Source organism: uncultured Hymenobacter sp., from assembly GCF_964242765.1.
In the GTDB taxonomy this organism is placed as follows: domain Bacteria; phylum Bacteroidota; class Bacteroidia; order Cytophagales; family Hymenobacteraceae; genus Hymenobacter.
Window position 1 is genome coordinate 1 of sequence record NZ_CAXTBM010000093.1, and the last position, 16,162, is coordinate 16,162.

Here is a 16,162-nt window from a genome sequence, read left to right on the forward strand (position 1 = left end):
GACCAGTATGGGCCGTAACCTCCGACGCGGCCGGGCGGGTGTGGGTGGGCACCGAGGAGCACGGCCTGATTTGTTACGACCCCGCTACCGGCCGGCGTCAGCAGTTCCGCCACGACCCCGCCAACCCGAGTAGCCTCGCGCAGGATCATGTGCGCGCCCTGTGCTTCGATAAGCGCGGACGGCTGTGGATAGGCACTCAGGATCAAGGGCTTGATTGTTTGGAGCCCGGTAGTTCCCGCTTCGTGCACTACCGCCACAATCCGAAGCGGCCCGGCAGCATTGCCGACGATTTGATTCTGTCGGTGTATGAAGACCGACAAAATAAATTGTGGGTGGGACTGAATGGCGGGGGCCTCAGCCGCTACGACCCAGCCACCAAACGCTTCACCACCTTCCGCCACGACCCCAGCAACCCCCGAAGTCTGCCCAACAACTACGTGCGGACCGTGTTAGAAGACCGCCAGGGGCGAATATGGGTTTCCACGGGTGGCGGGGGCCTTTCTCGCTACAATGTTCACACCGGGGTGTTTACCACCTTTCGCGCCGACGGCCGCAACGCGCTTAGTTTGAGTAGCAACTCGGTCCGCTCTATTTTGCAAGACCACCAAGGTACGCTCTGGGTTGGAACGGAGGGCGGTGGGTTTTCGCGCGTGGATGACCCCATTGCGGGCCGCTTTACCACCTTCCGGGAAGGCGAAGGGTTGCCCAACGACGTGGTGTATGGCATACAGGAAGACAAGCAAGGCTACCTCTGGCTGGCCACCAACAAAGGCCTCGCTCGTTTCGCGCCCCGCACCCGGCAGTTTCATACGTTTGATGAACGCGACGGCCTATTACAAGACGAGTTTAATGCTGCCGCTTGCCACCACTCGGCGGCTGGAGTGCTCTATTTTGGTGGCGTAAACGGGCTGGTTGCCTTTCGGCCAGAAGCGGTACGCACCAATCCTATGCCGCCCCCGGTCGTTCTGACGGCATTCCGTAAATTCAACAAGCCCGTTGACTTGCCCGATACAGTTATCACCGAGCGGCGCGTGTTGCGCCTCTTGCCCGAGGAGAACGTCTTCTCGTTGGAATTTGCGGCGCTCAATTTTCACCTACCCGAAAAAAACCGCTATTCTTATCAACTCGAAGGCTTCAACAAGCAGTGGGTTCCGGCCGGTAACCGCCGTGAAGCCACCTATACCAACCTCGACCCTGGTACCTACACTTTCCGGGTGGTAGCTACCAACAACGATGGGGTGCTGAACCGGCACGGGGTGGCGTTGAACATCATCATAGAGCCGCCCTGGCACCGAACGTGGTGGTTTCAGGTAGGCTTAAGCTGGGTGGTTTTTGGGTTGCTGTTTTTAGCCTATCGGGTTCGGGTGGGCCAACTGCTGGCTCTGGAACGAGTTCGGCACGGCATTGCCCGCGACTTGCACGACGACATGGGCTCCACGCTCAGCAGCATTTCCATTCTGAGCCAGATTGCCCGCAACCACCAGCGCCAGCAGCGCCCCGAATTGGCCGCCGCTATTCTCGAGCAGATCGGGGACTCCTCGCGCCGCATGCTCGACGCCATGGACGACATCGTGTGGGCCATCAACCCCGCCCACGATTCTTTGGACGATGTAACGGCCCGGATGCGCCGCTTTGCCTCCGAAGTGCTGGAAGCCCGCGGTATCGATTTCACTTTCCGTGCCGACCCCTCGGTGCAAGGTCTCAAGCTCGGCATGGAAGCCCGCCGCGAGTTCTTTTTGCTGTTTAAAGAAGCGGTAAACAACCTAGCGAAATACGCCCAGTGCCAACACGCCAGCATTCTGCTTGCCTATCACCACGGCCGGCTGCATCTCACCGTCCAGGACGATGGGGTCGGCTTCGACCCAACCAATCCCGCGCAGGGGAGCGGCAATGGCCTAGCTAATATGCATACTCGGGCGGCCCATCTTTCTGGCCAACTCACCATCGACACCGCCCTTGGCCAAGGCACCACGTTGCACCTGAGCATGCCGTTGGCGAACTAATAATCTTGCTCCTGCCCCGGTGGCTCGCAAAAACAATTGATGATTCAACTGGCGCTGCCTCACATCATTATGTGGTCGGAACAAACCTAATCAGCCCGTATATTAGCTGTATTCGACAGCTACTTCGCCTCGCCAATGGAAACTGCTACCCGCGTGCTTATCTATGAGGACAACGTCGATTTACGAACCAGCCTAAGCCAATTGTTGTCGGGGTCGATCGGCATGGAGCTAGCGGGGGCGCTGGGCAACTGCACGCAGGCCGAGGCCGATATGAAGCGTCTCCGGCCCGACGTTGTGCTCATGGACATTGATATGCCGGGCTGCACGGGTATTGAGGGCTTACGCCGCATCAAGGCCATCGCACCGGATATAAATGTGGTAATGCTGACTGTGTTCGAAGAAAACGACCGGGTCTTTGATGCTATTTGCGCTGGTGCTGATGGCTATTTGTTGAAAAAAACTTCTCCAACGCGCCTACTTGATGCTATTGGAGAGGTTCGGGCGGGCGGCGCGCCCATGACGCCCGCTATTGCGCGGCAGGTATTGCGTTTGTTTCCGAAGGTGCCACCTCGCCGCCCGTCCGAAGATTCACACGCCAATCTGAGCGCCCGCGAACAGGAAATTCTGGGGCTGCTGGTAGAAGGCTACAGCTACAAAATGATTGCCGCTGACCGCACCATCAGCATCGATACGGTCCGGTCGCACATCAAGAAAATCTACGAAAAGCTGCACGTCCGTTCCATGACGGAAGCCGTGAGCAAAGCCTTGCGGGAAGGGTTGACGTAACAACCACATCATTGTGCTATTGCCGCCGCACGAAGAAGTTGCCATCTTCGTGATGACCAACGGCCCCGGCGAATCTACTATCAGCGGAGGGTATCCGGAGCCGTTTGGATAACGAGTTATGCCTACCGGCTGGTAGATGCTTTTCAGAGGCCGCCGTGCACTATGCCAATGAAGCCAGCGTGCTGATGCGCCGGGCGTAAGACGCTAACAAAGCCGTTGCATACGCTTGATAAGTCAGGTACTGCTACTCTATTGGTGGCATAGCCTTTTACTGGCCAGTAGAACAACGAAAAAGGGCCGCTCATAAGCGGCCCTTTCTAATTAGAACAGAGAGAGTCTTACAGAATTCCACTTAAAATTCCGGGCAGCACCCCTAATAATACTGTTAGCAATGCCAGCAGTAGCAGCGCCCCCGATTGAAACGCGCCAACCTTTACCGGCTCAGCGGCCGTATCCGAATCAGCGTCGCGCATGTACATGGCAATGATGGGGCGGAGGTAGTAGTAAATGCTGATCATCGACATGACCACGGCAAATACCACCAGGCCGATGTGCCCGTTTTCCACGGCGGCCGAGAAGATGAAAAATTTCCCGAAGAAACCGCCTGTGAGTGGAATACCAGCCAAGGAAAGCATAGCCACCGTCATCACGAAGGCTAGCAGCGGATTGGTTTTGGCGAGGCCATTCAATCCATCGTAGTCTTCGCGCATCCGCTGGTCAGACACCAGTTTTAGAACCCCAAAAGCAGCTACAGTTGCCACCGAATAAGCCAGGGAGTAGAAGAAGATGCCGTTGGCGGAAGCCCCTTCCAGTTGCCCGTTGAACGCCACCAAACCAATGAGCAAGTAACCCGCGTGCGACACGCTAGAGTAAGCTAGCATCCGCTTGGTGCTGGTCTGGGCTACGGCACCAACGTTGCCGATAGCCAGCGTGAGCACGCACATAGCCGTGAGTGTGGGCAGCCACAAACCCTGAGCCGAAGCCGCTGGAAAAGCCTGCACCAACAGTTTCAGGAAGGCCGCGAAACCAGCCGTTTTCACTACGGTACTCATGAAAGCGGTGAAGAAGGTGGGTGTGCCCTCGTACACATCAGGGGTCCAGAAGTGAAATGGCGCCGCCGAAACTTTAAAACCAATACCAATTAGCATCATCAGCATGCCGATGTAAAGCATTGGCTGGAGCGACTGATTGACTGGGTTTTGCACTGCGAAGCTGATGTTCTTCAACTCAAACGTGCCCGTAGCGCCGTACACCAACGCCATGCCGAAGAGCAGAATGCCCGTGGCAAAGGCGCCCATCAGGAAGTATTTCAGTGCCGCCTCGTTGGAACGCAGGTTGTTTTTTTCGGCCCCGGCTACTACGTACATGGCCACGCTCAGAATCTCGATGCCCAAAAACAACATCAGCAAGTGGTTATACGCCACCATCATAATGGCTCCAACCAACGAGAAAATCAGCAGCGAGTAGTATTCGGCTAGGTTAGCCTGACCGTCGCGCACGTATTTCTCGGAAAAAGGCAGCAGCAGCAACGCCGTTAACACCACAATGCCCGTGAAGGCCACCGAGAAATTATCGATGACCAGCATGTCGTGGAAAAACGACTGTGGGCCGCCGTTCCAGTCGATGAAGTTCACGGTCAGTACCGTGCCCAGCATGATCATGGCGGCCGGCAGCAGAATCCGGTTGGAGCGCAGAAACCCTAGGAAGAGGTTGCCGAGGCCAAAAACAGAGAGAAGAACAATTGAAATCATGTGTCGTTAGATGTAGCGCGAAGCGGGAGCTTCAAGTATCGTTGAACGATGTCGTTGAAACGGCGCAGTACGAGTCGTTCAACGAGGCGCGAAGCGGATGCTTCGCGCTACGGCACGGTGCCTACCGCTTCACTACCTCACTTAGAATATTCATCACGCTGCCTTCCGACAGGTGCAGAAACGTATTCGGGAACAAGCCAATCCAGAAGACCAGCACGATGAGCGGCACCAGCACCACTAGCTCCGCGCTAGTCAGGTCGGTGATAGTTGTAGAAAACGACGAGTCGGGCCCAAGCATCACGCGCTGAAACATCCGCAGCAAGTACACAGCTGCTAGGATGATGGTAACACCGGCTACAGCACCCATCCAGGCATTGTACTGGTACACGCCACCGAGCAGCAGGAACTCGCCCACGAACCCATTGGTGAGCGGCAGTGCTACCGTACCGAGTAGCAATACCAAGAAGCACACCGTCAGGATGGGGGTGTTGCGGGTGAGGCCGCCGAGGTCGGGAATCAGGCGGGTGTTGGTGCGGCGCTCGATGCAGTCGGCAATGAAGAACATGCCCACCACGTTCACGCCGTGCGCTAGCATCTGTATGCTGGCACCTTGCAAACCAATTTGAGTGAGCGAGAACACGCCCGCCGCCATCAGCCCCACGTGGGAGAGGGAAGAATAAGCAATAAGCCGCTTCACGTCTTGCTGCCGAATGGCGATGATAGCGCCGTAGATGATGCCGATGATAGCCAGAATCAACACCAGATTCTGCCACTGGCTCACGCCGAGCGGCACCACCGGCAGCAGCCAGCGCATACAGCCATAAATACCCATCTTCAGCATGATACCCGAGAGCAGCATGGTAGCCGGCGCCGGCGACTCGGTGTAGGTATCAGGCTGCCAAGTGTGGAACGGGAAAATCGGCATCTTCACGGCGAAGGCCGCAAAAATCAGCCAGAACAACCACGACTGTTCTTGCGCGCTCAAACTCAGATTGTAGAACGAGGTTAGTTCGGAGTTGTGCGCCGCGAGGCCGTTGGCGGCCGGGCCTGTTTGAAAATAGAGGTACACAAAGGCGGCCAGCATGAACAGCGAACCGACAATGGTGTAAAGGAAGAACTTAAACGTAATCTTGGCCCGGTTCACACCGCCCCACACACCAGCTAGGAAGTAAATTGGAATCAGGGCCACTTCCCAAAAGAAGTAGAATAGAAACGCGTCCTGCGCCGTGAATACGCCCACCAGGCCCGTTTCCATGAACAGCACCAGCGCATAAAATGCCGAGGCATTTTCGAAGGTGCGACGGTACGAGGCCAGCAGAATTAGGGGCACCAGGAACGTGGTAAGCAGGACCAGTAGCAAGCTGAGCCCGTCCATCCCTACGTGGAAATTGATACCAGCCGAGGATATCCAAGGCACGTTCAACGAGAATTGTCCGGAGTTGCCACCGTTGAAAGTAACGGCCGCGAAAATTGCCAGTACGAATTCAATCAGCGCCGCGCCAAAGGCTGCCACCCGGGCAGCACTGCCTTTGAAGAAGTGCAGTAGCAGGGCGGCCGCCACGGGCCAGAGTAGGAGGAGAACTGTGAGCATTAGCTAAGCAAGTTGTTCTTTTGACGCTCAAATTCCTCTGCCGTGAGCACACCTTGGTTGTGCAAGTGACGCAGCTTGCTTAGTTCATCAGCAACTAAAGGCGCTGAAGTACCTGCTGGAGCAGTGGAAAATGAGAAAGAGTTAGGGACTAGCTCTTTTCGGAGGGCAAGATACAGAGCAACGAACCACCCAATAATTGACCAGCCAGCCAAGAGATTAATAAGAAAGATTAGGAGCCTGTCGGGGCGTTTGAATCCTATGATGGACGGTAAAAAATGAAGAATGCCTAGTACTGGAAAAACAACGAACATAATGAGCATTAGCTCACTACCTCCTAAATCTCTCAAAAACAGCAGGGTACCCTTCATAGTCTAGTGTCGGGTATTTAAAACTTGCCGAAGTTCAACGCCAGTACCAGTACAATTCCGACGACCATCAAAATAAGGTAAGTTTCCACAGAGCCGGTTTGCACGAAGCGTAGCAACTGCCCGCCGCCCATGGTGATGCGGCCAAAGCCGTTCACTATCGGGTCGATAATACCTTGCTCTATGTGCTGATAAAAGACCTTTGAAAACCACATGGTCGGGCGCACGAACAAAGCATTGTACAGCTCATCGATGTAGTATTTGTGGTAGACCACGTTTTCCGGTGCCGAGCGTTGCGCATCATCCTCGGCCGGACGTACGCCGCGGCTCACGTACTGCACATATGCCAGGATGATGCCTAGCACGCCGGCACCCACCGAGAGGCCGATGAGCATGTATTCCGTGGCGTGGTCAACTTCAGCATTGAAAGCAGCTGGATTAAGGCGCTGCGAGTAAGTGAAAAGCGGCGCGAGATAGTCGGCGAGGTAGCCGCGGCCTAGCACCAGCGGCGCGTTCATAAAGCCACCCACTGCCGCCAGAACAGCGAGGATGATAAGCGGCAGCGTCATGGAAGCCGGCGACTCGTGCAGGTGGTGTTGCTGCTCCTCGGTACCTCGGAACTCGCCGAAGAAGGTGAGGAACAGCAGGCGGAACATGTAGAAAGCCGTCAGGAAGGCCGTGAACAAGCCGATGGCGTACAGCACCTTGCTGTGCTCGTAAGCGTGCAGCAGGATTTCATCTTTCGAGAAGAAGCCCGAGAAAGGCGGGATGCCGGCAATGGCGAGGCAGCCAATCAGGAAGGTGATGAACGTGATGGGCAGCGCCTTACGCAAGCCACCCATGCGACGCATATCCTGCTCGTTGCTCATGGCGTGAATCACCGAGCCCGCGCCCAAGAACATTAGGGCCTTGAAGAAAGCGTGCGTCAACACGTGGAACAAGCTGGTGCTGTAGCCCATAACGCCCAACGCCAGGAACATATAGCCCAACTGCGAAACGGTGGAGTAAGCCAGTACCTTCTTGATGTCGTTTTGGGCTAGACCAATAGTAGCCGCAAACAGTGCCGTAGCCGCGCCAATAATGGCAATAACTTCCAGCGTGTGCGGAGCAAGCGTGAACAGCACGTTGGCGCGCAGAATCATGTAGATACCCGCCGTTACCATAGTCGCCGCGTGAATCAGGGCCGATACCGGGGTAGGGCCGGCCATAGCATCGGGCAGCCAAGTGTAGAGCGGCAGCTGCGCCGATTTACCCATGGCGCCCACGAAAAGCAGCAGCGTAATGGCCGTTACGACGGTCGTGCCGATTTGCATGGCCGAGGCCTTCTGGAACACTTCAGCGTACTGAACGGAGTCGAAGGTGAGATAAATCAAGAAGATGCCGAGCAGAAAGCCAAGGTCACCGATGCGGTTGATGATGAAGGCTTTCTTGGCGGCGTTGTTGTAGTTGGTGTTCTTGTTCCAGAAACCGATGAGCAGGTAGGAGCAAAGCCCCACGCCTTCCCAACCAATAAACAGAATCACGAAGTTGGCCCCGAGCACCAGCACCAACATGCTGAACACAAACAGGTTTAGGAAGCTGAAAAACTTGCCCACGTTCTCGTCGTGGTGCATGTAGCCGATGCTGTACACGTGAATCAGGAACCCGACGCCCGTCACAAGCAGCAGCATAATCAAACTCAGCTGGTCGATTTGGTAGGAGAAGGGAATCTGCATCGAGCCGACCGAAATCCAGTCGAACAGCGTGACGGTGTACTGGTACTGGAAATTCAGAAACAGAAACACCGAAATCAGGAACGAGCCCAGCACCGTGGCGCTGCCCAGTACGCCGGCCATCGTGCCCGAGAGGCGCTTATTCAGCAGCCCGTTGATGAGGAAGCCCAAGAAAGGCAGCAGCGGAATCAGTACGTACAGCAAAGTAGAGTACGGGGCGCTGGCGGCAGGTAGAACGGTTTCTTGCATCTATAGTAATGGCTAAATGGCTGCCTAGCCTTCCAGTTAAATGATCGGTCACGAATGGACCTACCACATAATGGAATAGCTACTCAGCCATCAACTTAGAACTTCAGTCGATTTAACAGATTGACGTCGGTGTTTTGCAGGTTTCGGTAAATCATGACGATAATGGCCAAGCCCACGGCCACTTCGGCGGCGGCGACGGCCATGATGAAAAACACGAATACCTGCCCGTTAGGGTCGGAGCGGTAAGCTGAGAAGGCCGTCAGCAGCACGTTTACGGCGTTGAGCATCAACTCCACGCACATAAAGATGATAATGGCATTACGCCGGGTGAGAACCCCAAGCACGCCAATGGCGAAAAGCGCCGTGGCGAAGAAGACGTAGTATTGAAGAGGAACCGTTTGAATAACCTGCGGTATGTTCTGATCCATGCGGGGCGGTTGACGGCGAAACGAAGCGGCGCGCCGAAGCGCAGCCGTAGTGAATGGGCTGGCAAAGGTATCCTGAAAATCGGAAAACGCCACCCTTAAATCAGGTGTCAAGCTCTGGCAACTCAAGGATAAGCGCGCTTTTAATCTGTATTTAAGGGGCAAAGCGGCTAGATAATGGAAGTGGCTGCCAACAGAGCTAGTTAGTGCTAAGGTGAAGTCAAGACGGGGCGCTAACTGCGTATTTCAAAAAGTGCAGTGATAATGAAGTATTTTCCAGCTTCGTTCGTCTGTGCTAGCAGAATGGAAACGCTACCCCTCACCATGACGCTACCGATGACGGCCGGCCACCAGGACCAGCAGATACAGGAGGCTGTACGCGCCCAGCGCGGCCGGCTGCTGCAGTTCATCCGTCGCCGCATTCCCGACCCCGCCGAGGCGGAAGACGTATTGCAAGACGTCTTTGCCGAACTCGTAGAAAGCTACCGCGTGCTCAAGCCGGTAGAGCAAGCTGCGGCTTGGCTGTTCCGCGTAGCCCGCAACAAAATCACGGACCTCTACCGCCGCAAGAAAACTACTTCTCTCGAAGACGAGCTAACCCGCAACTTCTCCGCCGACGAGGAAAATTCTCTGCTGCTCGCCGACATCCTGCCCGCCCCCGACGATGCCCCGGAAAACCGGTTGCTCCGCGAGACGCTGATGGAAGCCCTATCCGACGCGCTGGCCGAACTGCCCGCCGCCCAGCGTGAAGTCTTTATCTGGCACGAACTGGAAGAAAAAACCTTCCGCGAAATGGAGGAGGAAACGGGCGTACCGCTCAAAACCCTAATTTCCCGCAAGCACTACGCCGTTCAACACCTGCGTAAGCGCCTGCAAAAACTCTACACCGAACTGTTCACCGACTAATCCGTTCCCAGAAAACACGTTGCGCAGCGCTTGTAGAAGCCTCTCGCATGCCAACGCACAGAACGGTCCATGATTTGTATACCTGCGAGAAGCTTCCTTCGTCAGTACGACGCTTTTAGAACCCCACATTATGAATCGCTCTTCCTGGCTGCTTCGCGGCCTTAAATTCGCTCTCTTGGCGGCCTTGTTTGTGGCCGTTATTGGCTTTGTCACCATGAGCCTTTGGAACTGGCTCGTTCCTGCCCTTTTCCACGGCCCCTTCATTACGTTCCCCCAAACCTTAGGCTTACTGTTGCTGACCCGTATCTTGTTCGGGGGCTTCAACAAAGGCGGACGCGCCGGAGCTTGGAGCCGTCGCCGCAAAATGATGCGGGAAAAGATGGAGTCTCGCATGGCTAGCCTCTCTCCTGAAGAACAAGAGAAGTTTCGCCAGAAAATGCATGCTACTTGCAGCGGCCCCGCCTGGATGCGCCGCTCACCACCTGAAGAACCACAGAAAGTCTCGGTATAAACAGAAACGCAAACGGCCCCTGATACATCAGGGGCCGTTTGCGTTTCTAGGAAGTCAGTATATTAAAAATTTCGCTCTCCGGTTTCGCGCTTGCCTAGCATTACGGCGCCTACCATGGCTACTAGTAGCAGAATAGAGGCTAACTCGAACGGCAGTTTGTAATCGGTGAAAAGCACCAAACCCAATTTGTCTACCATCCCGATTTGCGAGTTGAAAGTGGCCTCGTTCACAGCCGGTAGCTGGATATTGCGCAGAGCGGCAATCATGATGAGGAACAATGAACCACCTGCTATAGCTGCCGCAATCTTGGCCAGTGCGGGCTTGTGCGGTTCCGTATCTATGTTCAAGTTTAAGAACATAATCACAAACAGGAATAACACCATGATAGCGCCGGCATACACAATGATGTTCACGGCTGCTAAGAACTGCGCATTCAGTAACAAGTAGTGTCCTGAGAGCGAGAAGAATGTCAGAATCAGGAACAGTACGCTGTGTATTGGATTCTTGGCAAACACCACACCTAGCGCACTTAGCAGGGCTACGAAGGACAGAAAGAGGAAGAGTGGAGACATTGCAGATATGTTTTGTTGTCCTGAGCTTGCAAAGTTTTTTGCTCTGCCTAGGACAACAAATGTAGTAGTTACGCCGGTTGCTGGACCATCTTGTTGCGGAGAGCTTCGGCTTGCTCCGGTGTGAGTTGGATGCCGCGCTCCGAACGTTTGGTAGGATCAACCGGCTCTACGAGGCGGTCTTTGCCATAGATGAACTCGTCGCGCTCGAAGCGTGGTGGGGCCATTTTGTCGGCTTGAAGGTACACGGCAGCTTTCGGGCAGGCTTCTTCGCAGAGGCCACAAAAGATGCAGCGCAGCATGTTCACCTCGTAGCTGATGGCGTACTTCTCCTCGCGGTAAAGGCTTTCTTCACCCTTTTTCCGCTCGCCGGCAACCATCGTAATGGCTTCGGCGGGGCAGGCTACGGCGCAAAGGCCGCAGGCCGTGCACCGCTCCCGACCTTGCTCGTCGCGCTTGAGCACGTGCAGGCCGCGGAAGATAGGAGAGAAGGGACGTACCTCTTCGGGGTACCGTACGGTGGCCTTCTTCATGAAGAAGTGGCGCATCGTAATGCTCAGACCCTGGAAGATAGCCGGCAAATAGGCCCGCTCCGCCAGTGTCATCGGCTTCTTTTCTAGTTTCTTGGCTCTATTGGTGAGAGGCTGCATGAGTCAGTTCAGTTACTTAATCACCCCGAACGTGATGAGGCCGCCGGTGATAAGGATGTTGATAACGGCCAGCGGAATCAGAATGGTCCAGCCGAGGCGCATCAGTTGGTCGTAGCGGAAGCGCGGGAGGGTCCAGCGAATCCACATGAAGAAGAAGATAAAGGCGAAGATCTTGCCGAACAGCAGCACAGTTCCAAGCGCCGTAATCAGGTTTTGAGCCGAAGCCAATTCCCAGCCTTGGCTGCTAGCCAACCAGTCGCGTAGCTCGTATTGGAAAGGAAAGTTGAAACCACCGAAGTACAACACGCTCATCACGGCCGAAACCACGAAGATGTTCACGTACTCCGAGAACAGGTACAAACCCAATTTCATCGACGAATACTCGGTATGGTAGCCACCTACTAGTTCAGTTTCGCATTCTGGCAAGTCAAACGGAGTACGGTTGGTTTCAGCGAAGGCGCACACCAGGAAAATGATGAAGCCCAAAGGCTGCTTCATGATGTTCCAGTTGAAGATGTCCTGCCATACGAAAGCACCTTCCGAAGACTGCTGCAATGTGATTTCGCGCAACGAAAGCGTGCCCGAAATCATCAGCACCGCAATCAGCGACAAGCCCATGGCGAGTTCGTAGCTGATGTTTTGCGAGGCGGCCCGAATAGCGCCGAGCAGCGAGAATTTGTTGTTGGAAGCCCAACCACCAATCATCACGCCATACACGCCTAACGATACCACCCCGAATACCCACAGCATTCCAATATTCACCTCGATTCCTTGCAGGAAAAAGGCGTTGTTGCCGAAGCTGAGGTTGTTGCCAAACGGAATCACCGCCGACGACATCAAGGCCGTAATCATGGCCAAGCAGGGCCCAAACACGAACAGCGCCTTGTTGGCACCGCCAGGGAAAAACTCTTCTTTCGTGAACATCTTCACGGCGTCGGCCAATGGCTGTGCTAGGCCGTAAGGGCCTGCGCGGTCCGGACCTACACGGTCTTGCAAGAAGGCCGCAATAACGCGCTCCGCGTACGTGCAGTACGTTGCTATCAGCAACGAAAGCGCGAACACAACGAAGATGACGATGGATTGCCAACCTAGGGTGGGTAGTTCAATCATTTTAGTTGATAATTGTCAGTTACCAATTGCCAGCTTTCACGAGCCACAACGTTGCTTAACTGGCAACTTGTGGCCCTAAACCGGCAACTCGCTTACCCTAACTTTAGTGGAGGATTCTTTTCTAGGTCGCGCTGTGTGCTTTCGGGCAAGTCGGCTATTACCGACTGGTTGAGCACGGGCAGCTCGTAGTGGTTGGCCGAAATTACCGAAGAACGGTCGATATGTGCCGGTCCTTCGATGGTCCAGTCTGCTGTTTCTTTTTTGTCGAAGCGGCATTCGTTGCAAATCCACTCCTTCACCTCGCCGTACTGGTCTTTACGAGCCGTCACGCGGAGCACGTCTTTGCCTTTGTACCAAAGCGTTACGTTGCCGCTGCACTTCGGGCAGTCACGGTGCGCATTCACGGGTTTCGTGAACCACACGCGCTGCTTAAAGCGGAAGGTTTTGTCGGTGAGGGCACCTACCGGGCATACGTCGATGACATTGCCAGAGAAGTCGTTATCGATGATGTTCTCGATATACGTACCGATTTCAGCAGCGTCGCCGCGGCCAAGCACGCCGTGTACGCGGCCGCCTTCCGAAATCTGATCGGCGGTGTACACGCAGCGGTAGCACAGGATGCAGCGCGTCATATGCAGTTGAATGAGCGGGCCGATGTCGATTTTCTCGAACGTGCGGCGCTCCTCGCGGTAACGGGTCGTGGACACGCCGTGCTCGAAGGCGAAGTTCTGCAAGTCACACTCACCGGCCTGGTCGCACACGGGGCAATCTAGCGGGTGGTTGATGAGCAGCATTTCCACAATGCCTTTGCGCACATCCAGTACCTGCTCTGATTTGGTGTTTTCAACCACCATGCCATCCTGAACAGGCGTTACGCACGACGCCACCAACTTAGGCATCGGACGTGGGTCTTTGGTTGAGCCAGCCGCTACACGCACCAGGCAAGCGCGGCACTTGCCACCCGAGCCCTTCAGCGGCGTGTAGTAGCACATGGCCGGGGGCACAATGCTACCACCGATTTGGCGGGCTGCGTTGAGGATGGTCGTTCCGTCCGGAACTTCCACCTCGATGCCGTCGAAAGTTATTTTAGCCATTATTCAGATTTGTCATCCTGAGCGGAGCGAAGGACCTTATCACGTCCGCACCGCAGTATTAGTAAACCTGAGGAACGTAGCACTGATAAGATGCTTCGTTCCTCAGTATGACAGGTAAAATCTAAGCCAGCACTGCTTTGCCTTGGTACACCGCGCCGGGTTGGGCGGCTTCCTTGGCGTGGGTAACGTGCCACTCGAACTCGTCGCGGAAGTGGCGCACAGCAGCGGCCACCGGCCAAGCAGCGGCTTCCCCGAGTGGGCAAATGGTATTGCCCTCGATTTGCTTGGCGACACTCACCAGCAAGTCGATGTCTTCCATATGGCCGTGGCCGTGCTCCAAACGGTGCAGCACTTTTTCCAGCCAGCCCGTACCCTCACGGCAAGGCGAGCATTGTCCGCACGACTCGTGGTGGTAGAAACGGGAGAAGCTCCAGGTGTTGCGCACAATGCAGGTCGTCTCATCCATGGCAATGAAGCCACCCGAGCCAAGCATAGTACCCGTCACGAAGCCGCCATCCGAAAGTGACTCGTAGCTCATGAGGCGAGGCTCACCAGCAGCCGTTTTCAGGATCAGCTCTTTGGGCAGAATCGGAACGGACGAACCACCAGCTACTACAGCTTTCAAGTCGCGGCCTTTCCAAATACCGCCGCAGTATTCATCAGAGTAGACAAACTCTTCGACTGGCAAGCCCAACTCGATTTCGTAAATGCCGGGCTTATTGAGGTGGCCGCAAGCCGAGAACAGCTTGGTGCCCGTGCTCCGGCCAACGCCAATCTTCGCGTATTCCTCGCCGCCATCGTTCACGATAACCGGCACGGCCGCAATAGATTCCACGTTGTTCACCACCGTTGGGCGGGCGTAGAGGCCCTGCACAGCCGGGAATGGCGGCTTGTTGCGCGGGTTGCCCCGCTTGCCTTCCAACGATTCCAGCAGGGCAGTTTCTTCGCCGCAGATATAAGCGCCGCCACCGGGATGCACAAATAGGTCTAGGTCGTAACCCGAACCCAAGATGTTTTTCCCGAGGAAACCAGCTGCATATGCTTCTGCAATGGCTTTTTCCAGAATGCGCAGCACGTACAACAACTCGCCGCGGATGTAGATGTACGAGGTGTTCGCGCCAAGCGCGTACGAACTCGTAATCATGCCTTCTACCAGCAAGTGCGGCAGTTTCGACATCAGTTGGCGGTCTTTGAAAGTACCGGGCTCCGATTCGTCGGCGTTGCAGACGAGGTAGCGTGGTACACCTTCTGGCTTGGCCAGGAAGCTCCACTTCATACCGGTAGGGAAGCCAGCGCCGCCGCGCCCACGTAGGCCCGACTTCTTCACTTCTTCCACCACCTCATCTGGGGTCATCGTCTTCAGCGCTTTTTCCACCGAGCGGTAACCGCCATGTTTGCGGTACACCTCAAAGGTGTCGATGCCTTCAACGTTAATATGTTCGGTCAGCAGTTTGCGTCCCATAGGTTGTAGCGGTTGGCTGAAAGACGTTAATTGTTAGCCACTGCGTTCGGCAAGCCGGTTTCTTCCCACGGCAAAGCCGGACGGTGCACCTGGTTGCGCAGCTCGGTAAGCATGGCATCTACAGCCTCGGGGGTATGAAGCTGCTCGTAATACTTCTCCCGAACCTGCACGATAGGAGCAAAGCCGCAAGCAGCTAGGCACTCCACTTCCTTGAGCGTAAAAAGGCCATCAGGAGACGTAGCACCATTTACTTTCGCGCCGGTGATGCGCTCCAAGTGCTGCGTCAGCTCGTCGGAGCCGCGCAGCATGCAGGGGCCCGTACGGCAGATTTCCAACACGTGCTTACCTACCGGCTTGAGGTTGAACATGGTGTAGAAAGATGATACCTCGTATACCTCAATCGGCTTGATACCGATAACCTCGGCCACTATGTCCTGCACCTCCGGGCTAACCCAACCACCAAATTCGGCCTGCGCGATGTGCAGTACTGGTAGTAGCGCCGACTTGCGACGGTCACCAGGGTATTGCTTACAGATGCGCTCAATCTCGGCTTTGGCAGCTTCAGAAAATTGCGGCTTGACGCTCGTTGTCTCCATTTAGGTACTTGAAATCAACAAAAACTACGCGTCCAGCTCGCCAGCAATTACGTTCATCGACGACAGCGTCACGATGGCGTCGGAGAGGGTTTGACCCACTACCATTTCCGTGTAGGCTTGGTAGTAGATAAAGCACGGACGGCGGAAGTGCAGGCGGTATGGCGTGCGGCCACCATCGGAAACCAAGTAGAAGCCTAGCTCGCCGTTGCCACCTTCCACGCTATGGTACACTTCACCAACCGGAGCGTCAATTTCGCCCATGATGATTTTGAAGTGATAGATGAGCGCCTCCATGTTCTGGTACACGGCCTGCTTGGGAGGCAGGTAGAAGTGCGGCGCATCGGCGTGGTATGGGCCTTCAGGTAGGTTCTCCAGGGCCTGC

The 16,162-nt window shown here is 55.4% G+C and carries 15 protein-coding genes and 1 pseudogene; 4 read left to right on the forward strand and 12 right to left on the reverse strand.

Annotation, left to right across the window (positions count from 1 at the left end; genetic code table 11):
• Positions 1-2,003, forward strand: a 2,003-nt coding sequence (locus tag ACFE7X_RS23200) for a two-component regulator propeller domain-containing protein (protein ID WP_375438063.1), incomplete at its 5' end; no start/stop codon positions are given.
• Positions 2,004-2,138: 135 nt separating this feature from the next.
• The gene (locus tag ACFE7X_RS23205) at positions 2,139-2,789 is read left to right on the forward strand and encodes a response regulator (RefSeq protein WP_375438064.1); all 651 of its coding nucleotides are present in this window, start codon (positions 2,139-2,141) and stop codon (positions 2,787-2,789) included.
• 338 nt (positions 2,790-3,127) lie between these two features.
• On the opposite strand, the gene ACFE7X_RS23210 is transcribed toward ACFE7X_RS23205, so the two are convergent.
• The 5 genes from ACFE7X_RS23210 to nuoK form a co-directional block, all read right to left on the reverse strand.
• The gene (locus tag ACFE7X_RS23210; RefSeq protein WP_375438065.1) at positions 3,128-4,540 is read right to left on the reverse strand and encodes an NADH-quinone oxidoreductase subunit N; all 1,413 of its coding nucleotides are present in this window, start codon (positions 4,538-4,540) and stop codon (positions 3,128-3,130) included.
• Positions 4,541-4,661: 121 nt separating this feature from the next.
• Entirely contained in the window at positions 4,662-6,131 is a 1,470-nt protein-coding gene (locus ACFE7X_RS23215) for a NuoM family protein (RefSeq protein ID WP_375438066.1), read from the reverse strand.
• Positions 6,131-6,499: a superinfection immunity protein gene (locus tag ACFE7X_RS23220; RefSeq protein ID WP_375438067.1), complete on the reverse strand. Its 369-nt coding sequence runs from the start codon at positions 6,497-6,499 to the stop codon at positions 6,131-6,133. Before ACFE7X_RS23220 ends, ACFE7X_RS23215 begins: the two co-directional genes overlap by 1 nt.
• A 17-nt stretch (positions 6,500-6,516) precedes the next feature.
• A complete protein-coding gene (gene nuoL / locus ACFE7X_RS23225; RefSeq protein ID WP_375438068.1) occupies positions 6,517-8,457 on the reverse strand; it encodes an NADH-quinone oxidoreductase subunit L in 1,941 nt (646 codons plus the stop codon).
• 95 nt (positions 8,458-8,552) lie between these two features.
• A complete protein-coding gene (gene nuoK, locus ACFE7X_RS23230; RefSeq protein WP_375438075.1) occupies positions 8,553-8,885 on the reverse strand; it encodes an NADH-quinone oxidoreductase subunit NuoK in 333 nt (110 codons plus the stop codon).
• Positions 8,886-9,185: 300 nt separating this feature from the next.
• Here nuoK and ACFE7X_RS23235 point away from each other — a divergent pair, with 300 nt between their 5' ends.
• On the forward strand, positions 9,186-9,788 hold the full coding sequence (locus ACFE7X_RS23235) for an RNA polymerase sigma factor (protein ID WP_243799862.1): 603 nt from the start codon (positions 9,186-9,188) through the stop codon (positions 9,786-9,788).
• A gap of 130 nt (positions 9,789-9,918) precedes the next feature.
• Positions 9,919-10,299: a hypothetical protein gene (locus tag ACFE7X_RS23240; RefSeq protein WP_375438069.1), complete on the forward strand. Its 381-nt coding sequence runs from the start codon at positions 9,919-9,921 to the stop codon at positions 10,297-10,299.
• 62 nt (positions 10,300-10,361) lie between these two features.
• On the opposite strand, the gene ACFE7X_RS23245 is transcribed toward ACFE7X_RS23240, so the two are convergent.
• From ACFE7X_RS23245 to ACFE7X_RS23275, 7 genes and pseudogenes are all read right to left on the reverse strand, one after another.
• On the reverse strand, positions 10,362-10,871 hold the full coding sequence (locus ACFE7X_RS23245) for an NADH-quinone oxidoreductase subunit J (protein ID WP_375438070.1): 510 nt from the start codon (positions 10,869-10,871) through the stop codon (positions 10,362-10,364).
• Positions 10,872-10,939: 68 nt separating this feature from the next.
• Positions 10,940-11,518, reverse strand: coding sequence for a NuoI/complex I 23 kDa subunit family protein (locus ACFE7X_RS23250; protein WP_375438071.1), 579 nt, complete (start codon positions 11,516-11,518; stop codon positions 10,940-10,942).
• Positions 11,519-11,530: 12 nt separating this feature from the next.
• A complete protein-coding gene (gene nuoH / locus ACFE7X_RS23255; protein WP_375438076.1) occupies positions 11,531-12,625 on the reverse strand; it encodes an NADH-quinone oxidoreductase subunit NuoH in 1,095 nt (364 codons plus the stop codon).
• A 95-nt stretch (positions 12,626-12,720) separates the two neighbouring features.
• Positions 12,721-13,722 carry a 2Fe-2S iron-sulfur cluster-binding protein gene (locus tag ACFE7X_RS23260; protein ID WP_375438072.1) on the reverse strand — a complete coding sequence of 334 codons (1,002 nt, stop codon included), beginning with the start codon at positions 13,720-13,722 and terminating at the stop codon, positions 12,721-12,723.
• Between the two features lie 121 nt (positions 13,723-13,843).
• Positions 13,844-15,184, reverse strand: coding sequence for an NADH-quinone oxidoreductase subunit NuoF (gene nuoF / locus ACFE7X_RS23265; protein ID WP_375438073.1), 1,341 nt, complete (start codon positions 15,182-15,184; stop codon positions 13,844-13,846).
• Between the two features lie 26 nt (positions 15,185-15,210).
• Positions 15,211-15,780, reverse strand: coding sequence for an NADH-quinone oxidoreductase subunit NuoE (nuoE, locus tag ACFE7X_RS23270; protein ID WP_375438074.1), 570 nt, complete (start codon positions 15,778-15,780; stop codon positions 15,211-15,213).
• Positions 15,781-15,804: 24 nt separating this feature from the next.
• A pseudogene (locus tag ACFE7X_RS23275) lies at positions 15,805-16,162 on the reverse strand (NADH-quinone oxidoreductase subunit D); the annotation flags it as partial.

Excerpts from the sequence above, each read along its gene's own strand:
- ACFE7X_RS23205 (WP_375438064.1), top strand. The coding sequence starts at position 2,139 with ATGGAAACTGCTACCCGCGTGCTTATCTATGAGGACAACGTCGATTTA.
- ACFE7X_RS23210 (WP_375438065.1), bottom strand. The coding sequence starts at position 4,540 with ATGATTTCAATTGTTCTTCTCTCTGTTTTTGGCCTCGGCAACCTCTTC.
- ACFE7X_RS23215 (WP_375438066.1), bottom strand. The coding sequence starts at position 6,131 with ATGCTCACAGTTCTCCTCCTACTCTGGCCCGTGGCGGCCGCCCTGCTA.
- ACFE7X_RS23220 (WP_375438067.1), bottom strand. The coding sequence starts at position 6,499 with ATGAAGGGTACCCTGCTGTTTTTGAGAGATTTAGGAGGTAGTGAGCTA.
- nuoL (WP_375438068.1), bottom strand. The coding sequence starts at position 8,457 with ATGCAAGAAACCGTTCTACCTGCCGCCAGCGCCCCGTACTCTACTTTG.
- nuoK (WP_375438075.1), bottom strand. The coding sequence starts at position 8,885 with ATGGATCAGAACATACCGCAGGTTATTCAAACGGTTCCTCTTCAATAC.
- ACFE7X_RS23235 (WP_243799862.1), top strand. The coding sequence starts at position 9,186 with ATGGAAACGCTACCCCTCACCATGACGCTACCGATGACGGCCGGCCAC.
- ACFE7X_RS23240 (WP_375438069.1), top strand. The coding sequence starts at position 9,919 with ATGAATCGCTCTTCCTGGCTGCTTCGCGGCCTTAAATTCGCTCTCTTG.
- ACFE7X_RS23245 (WP_375438070.1), bottom strand. The coding sequence starts at position 10,871 with ATGTCTCCACTCTTCCTCTTTCTGTCCTTCGTAGCCCTGCTAAGTGCG.
- ACFE7X_RS23250 (WP_375438071.1), bottom strand. The coding sequence starts at position 11,518 with ATGCAGCCTCTCACCAATAGAGCCAAGAAACTAGAAAAGAAGCCGATG.
- ACFE7X_RS23260 (WP_375438072.1), bottom strand. The coding sequence starts at position 13,722 with ATGGCTAAAATAACTTTCGACGGCATCGAGGTGGAAGTTCCGGACGGA.
- nuoF (WP_375438073.1), bottom strand. The coding sequence starts at position 15,184 with ATGGGACGCAAACTGCTGACCGAACATATTAACGTTGAAGGCATCGAC.
- nuoE (WP_375438074.1), bottom strand. The coding sequence starts at position 15,780 with ATGGAGACAACGAGCGTCAAGCCGCAATTTTCTGAAGCTGCCAAAGCC.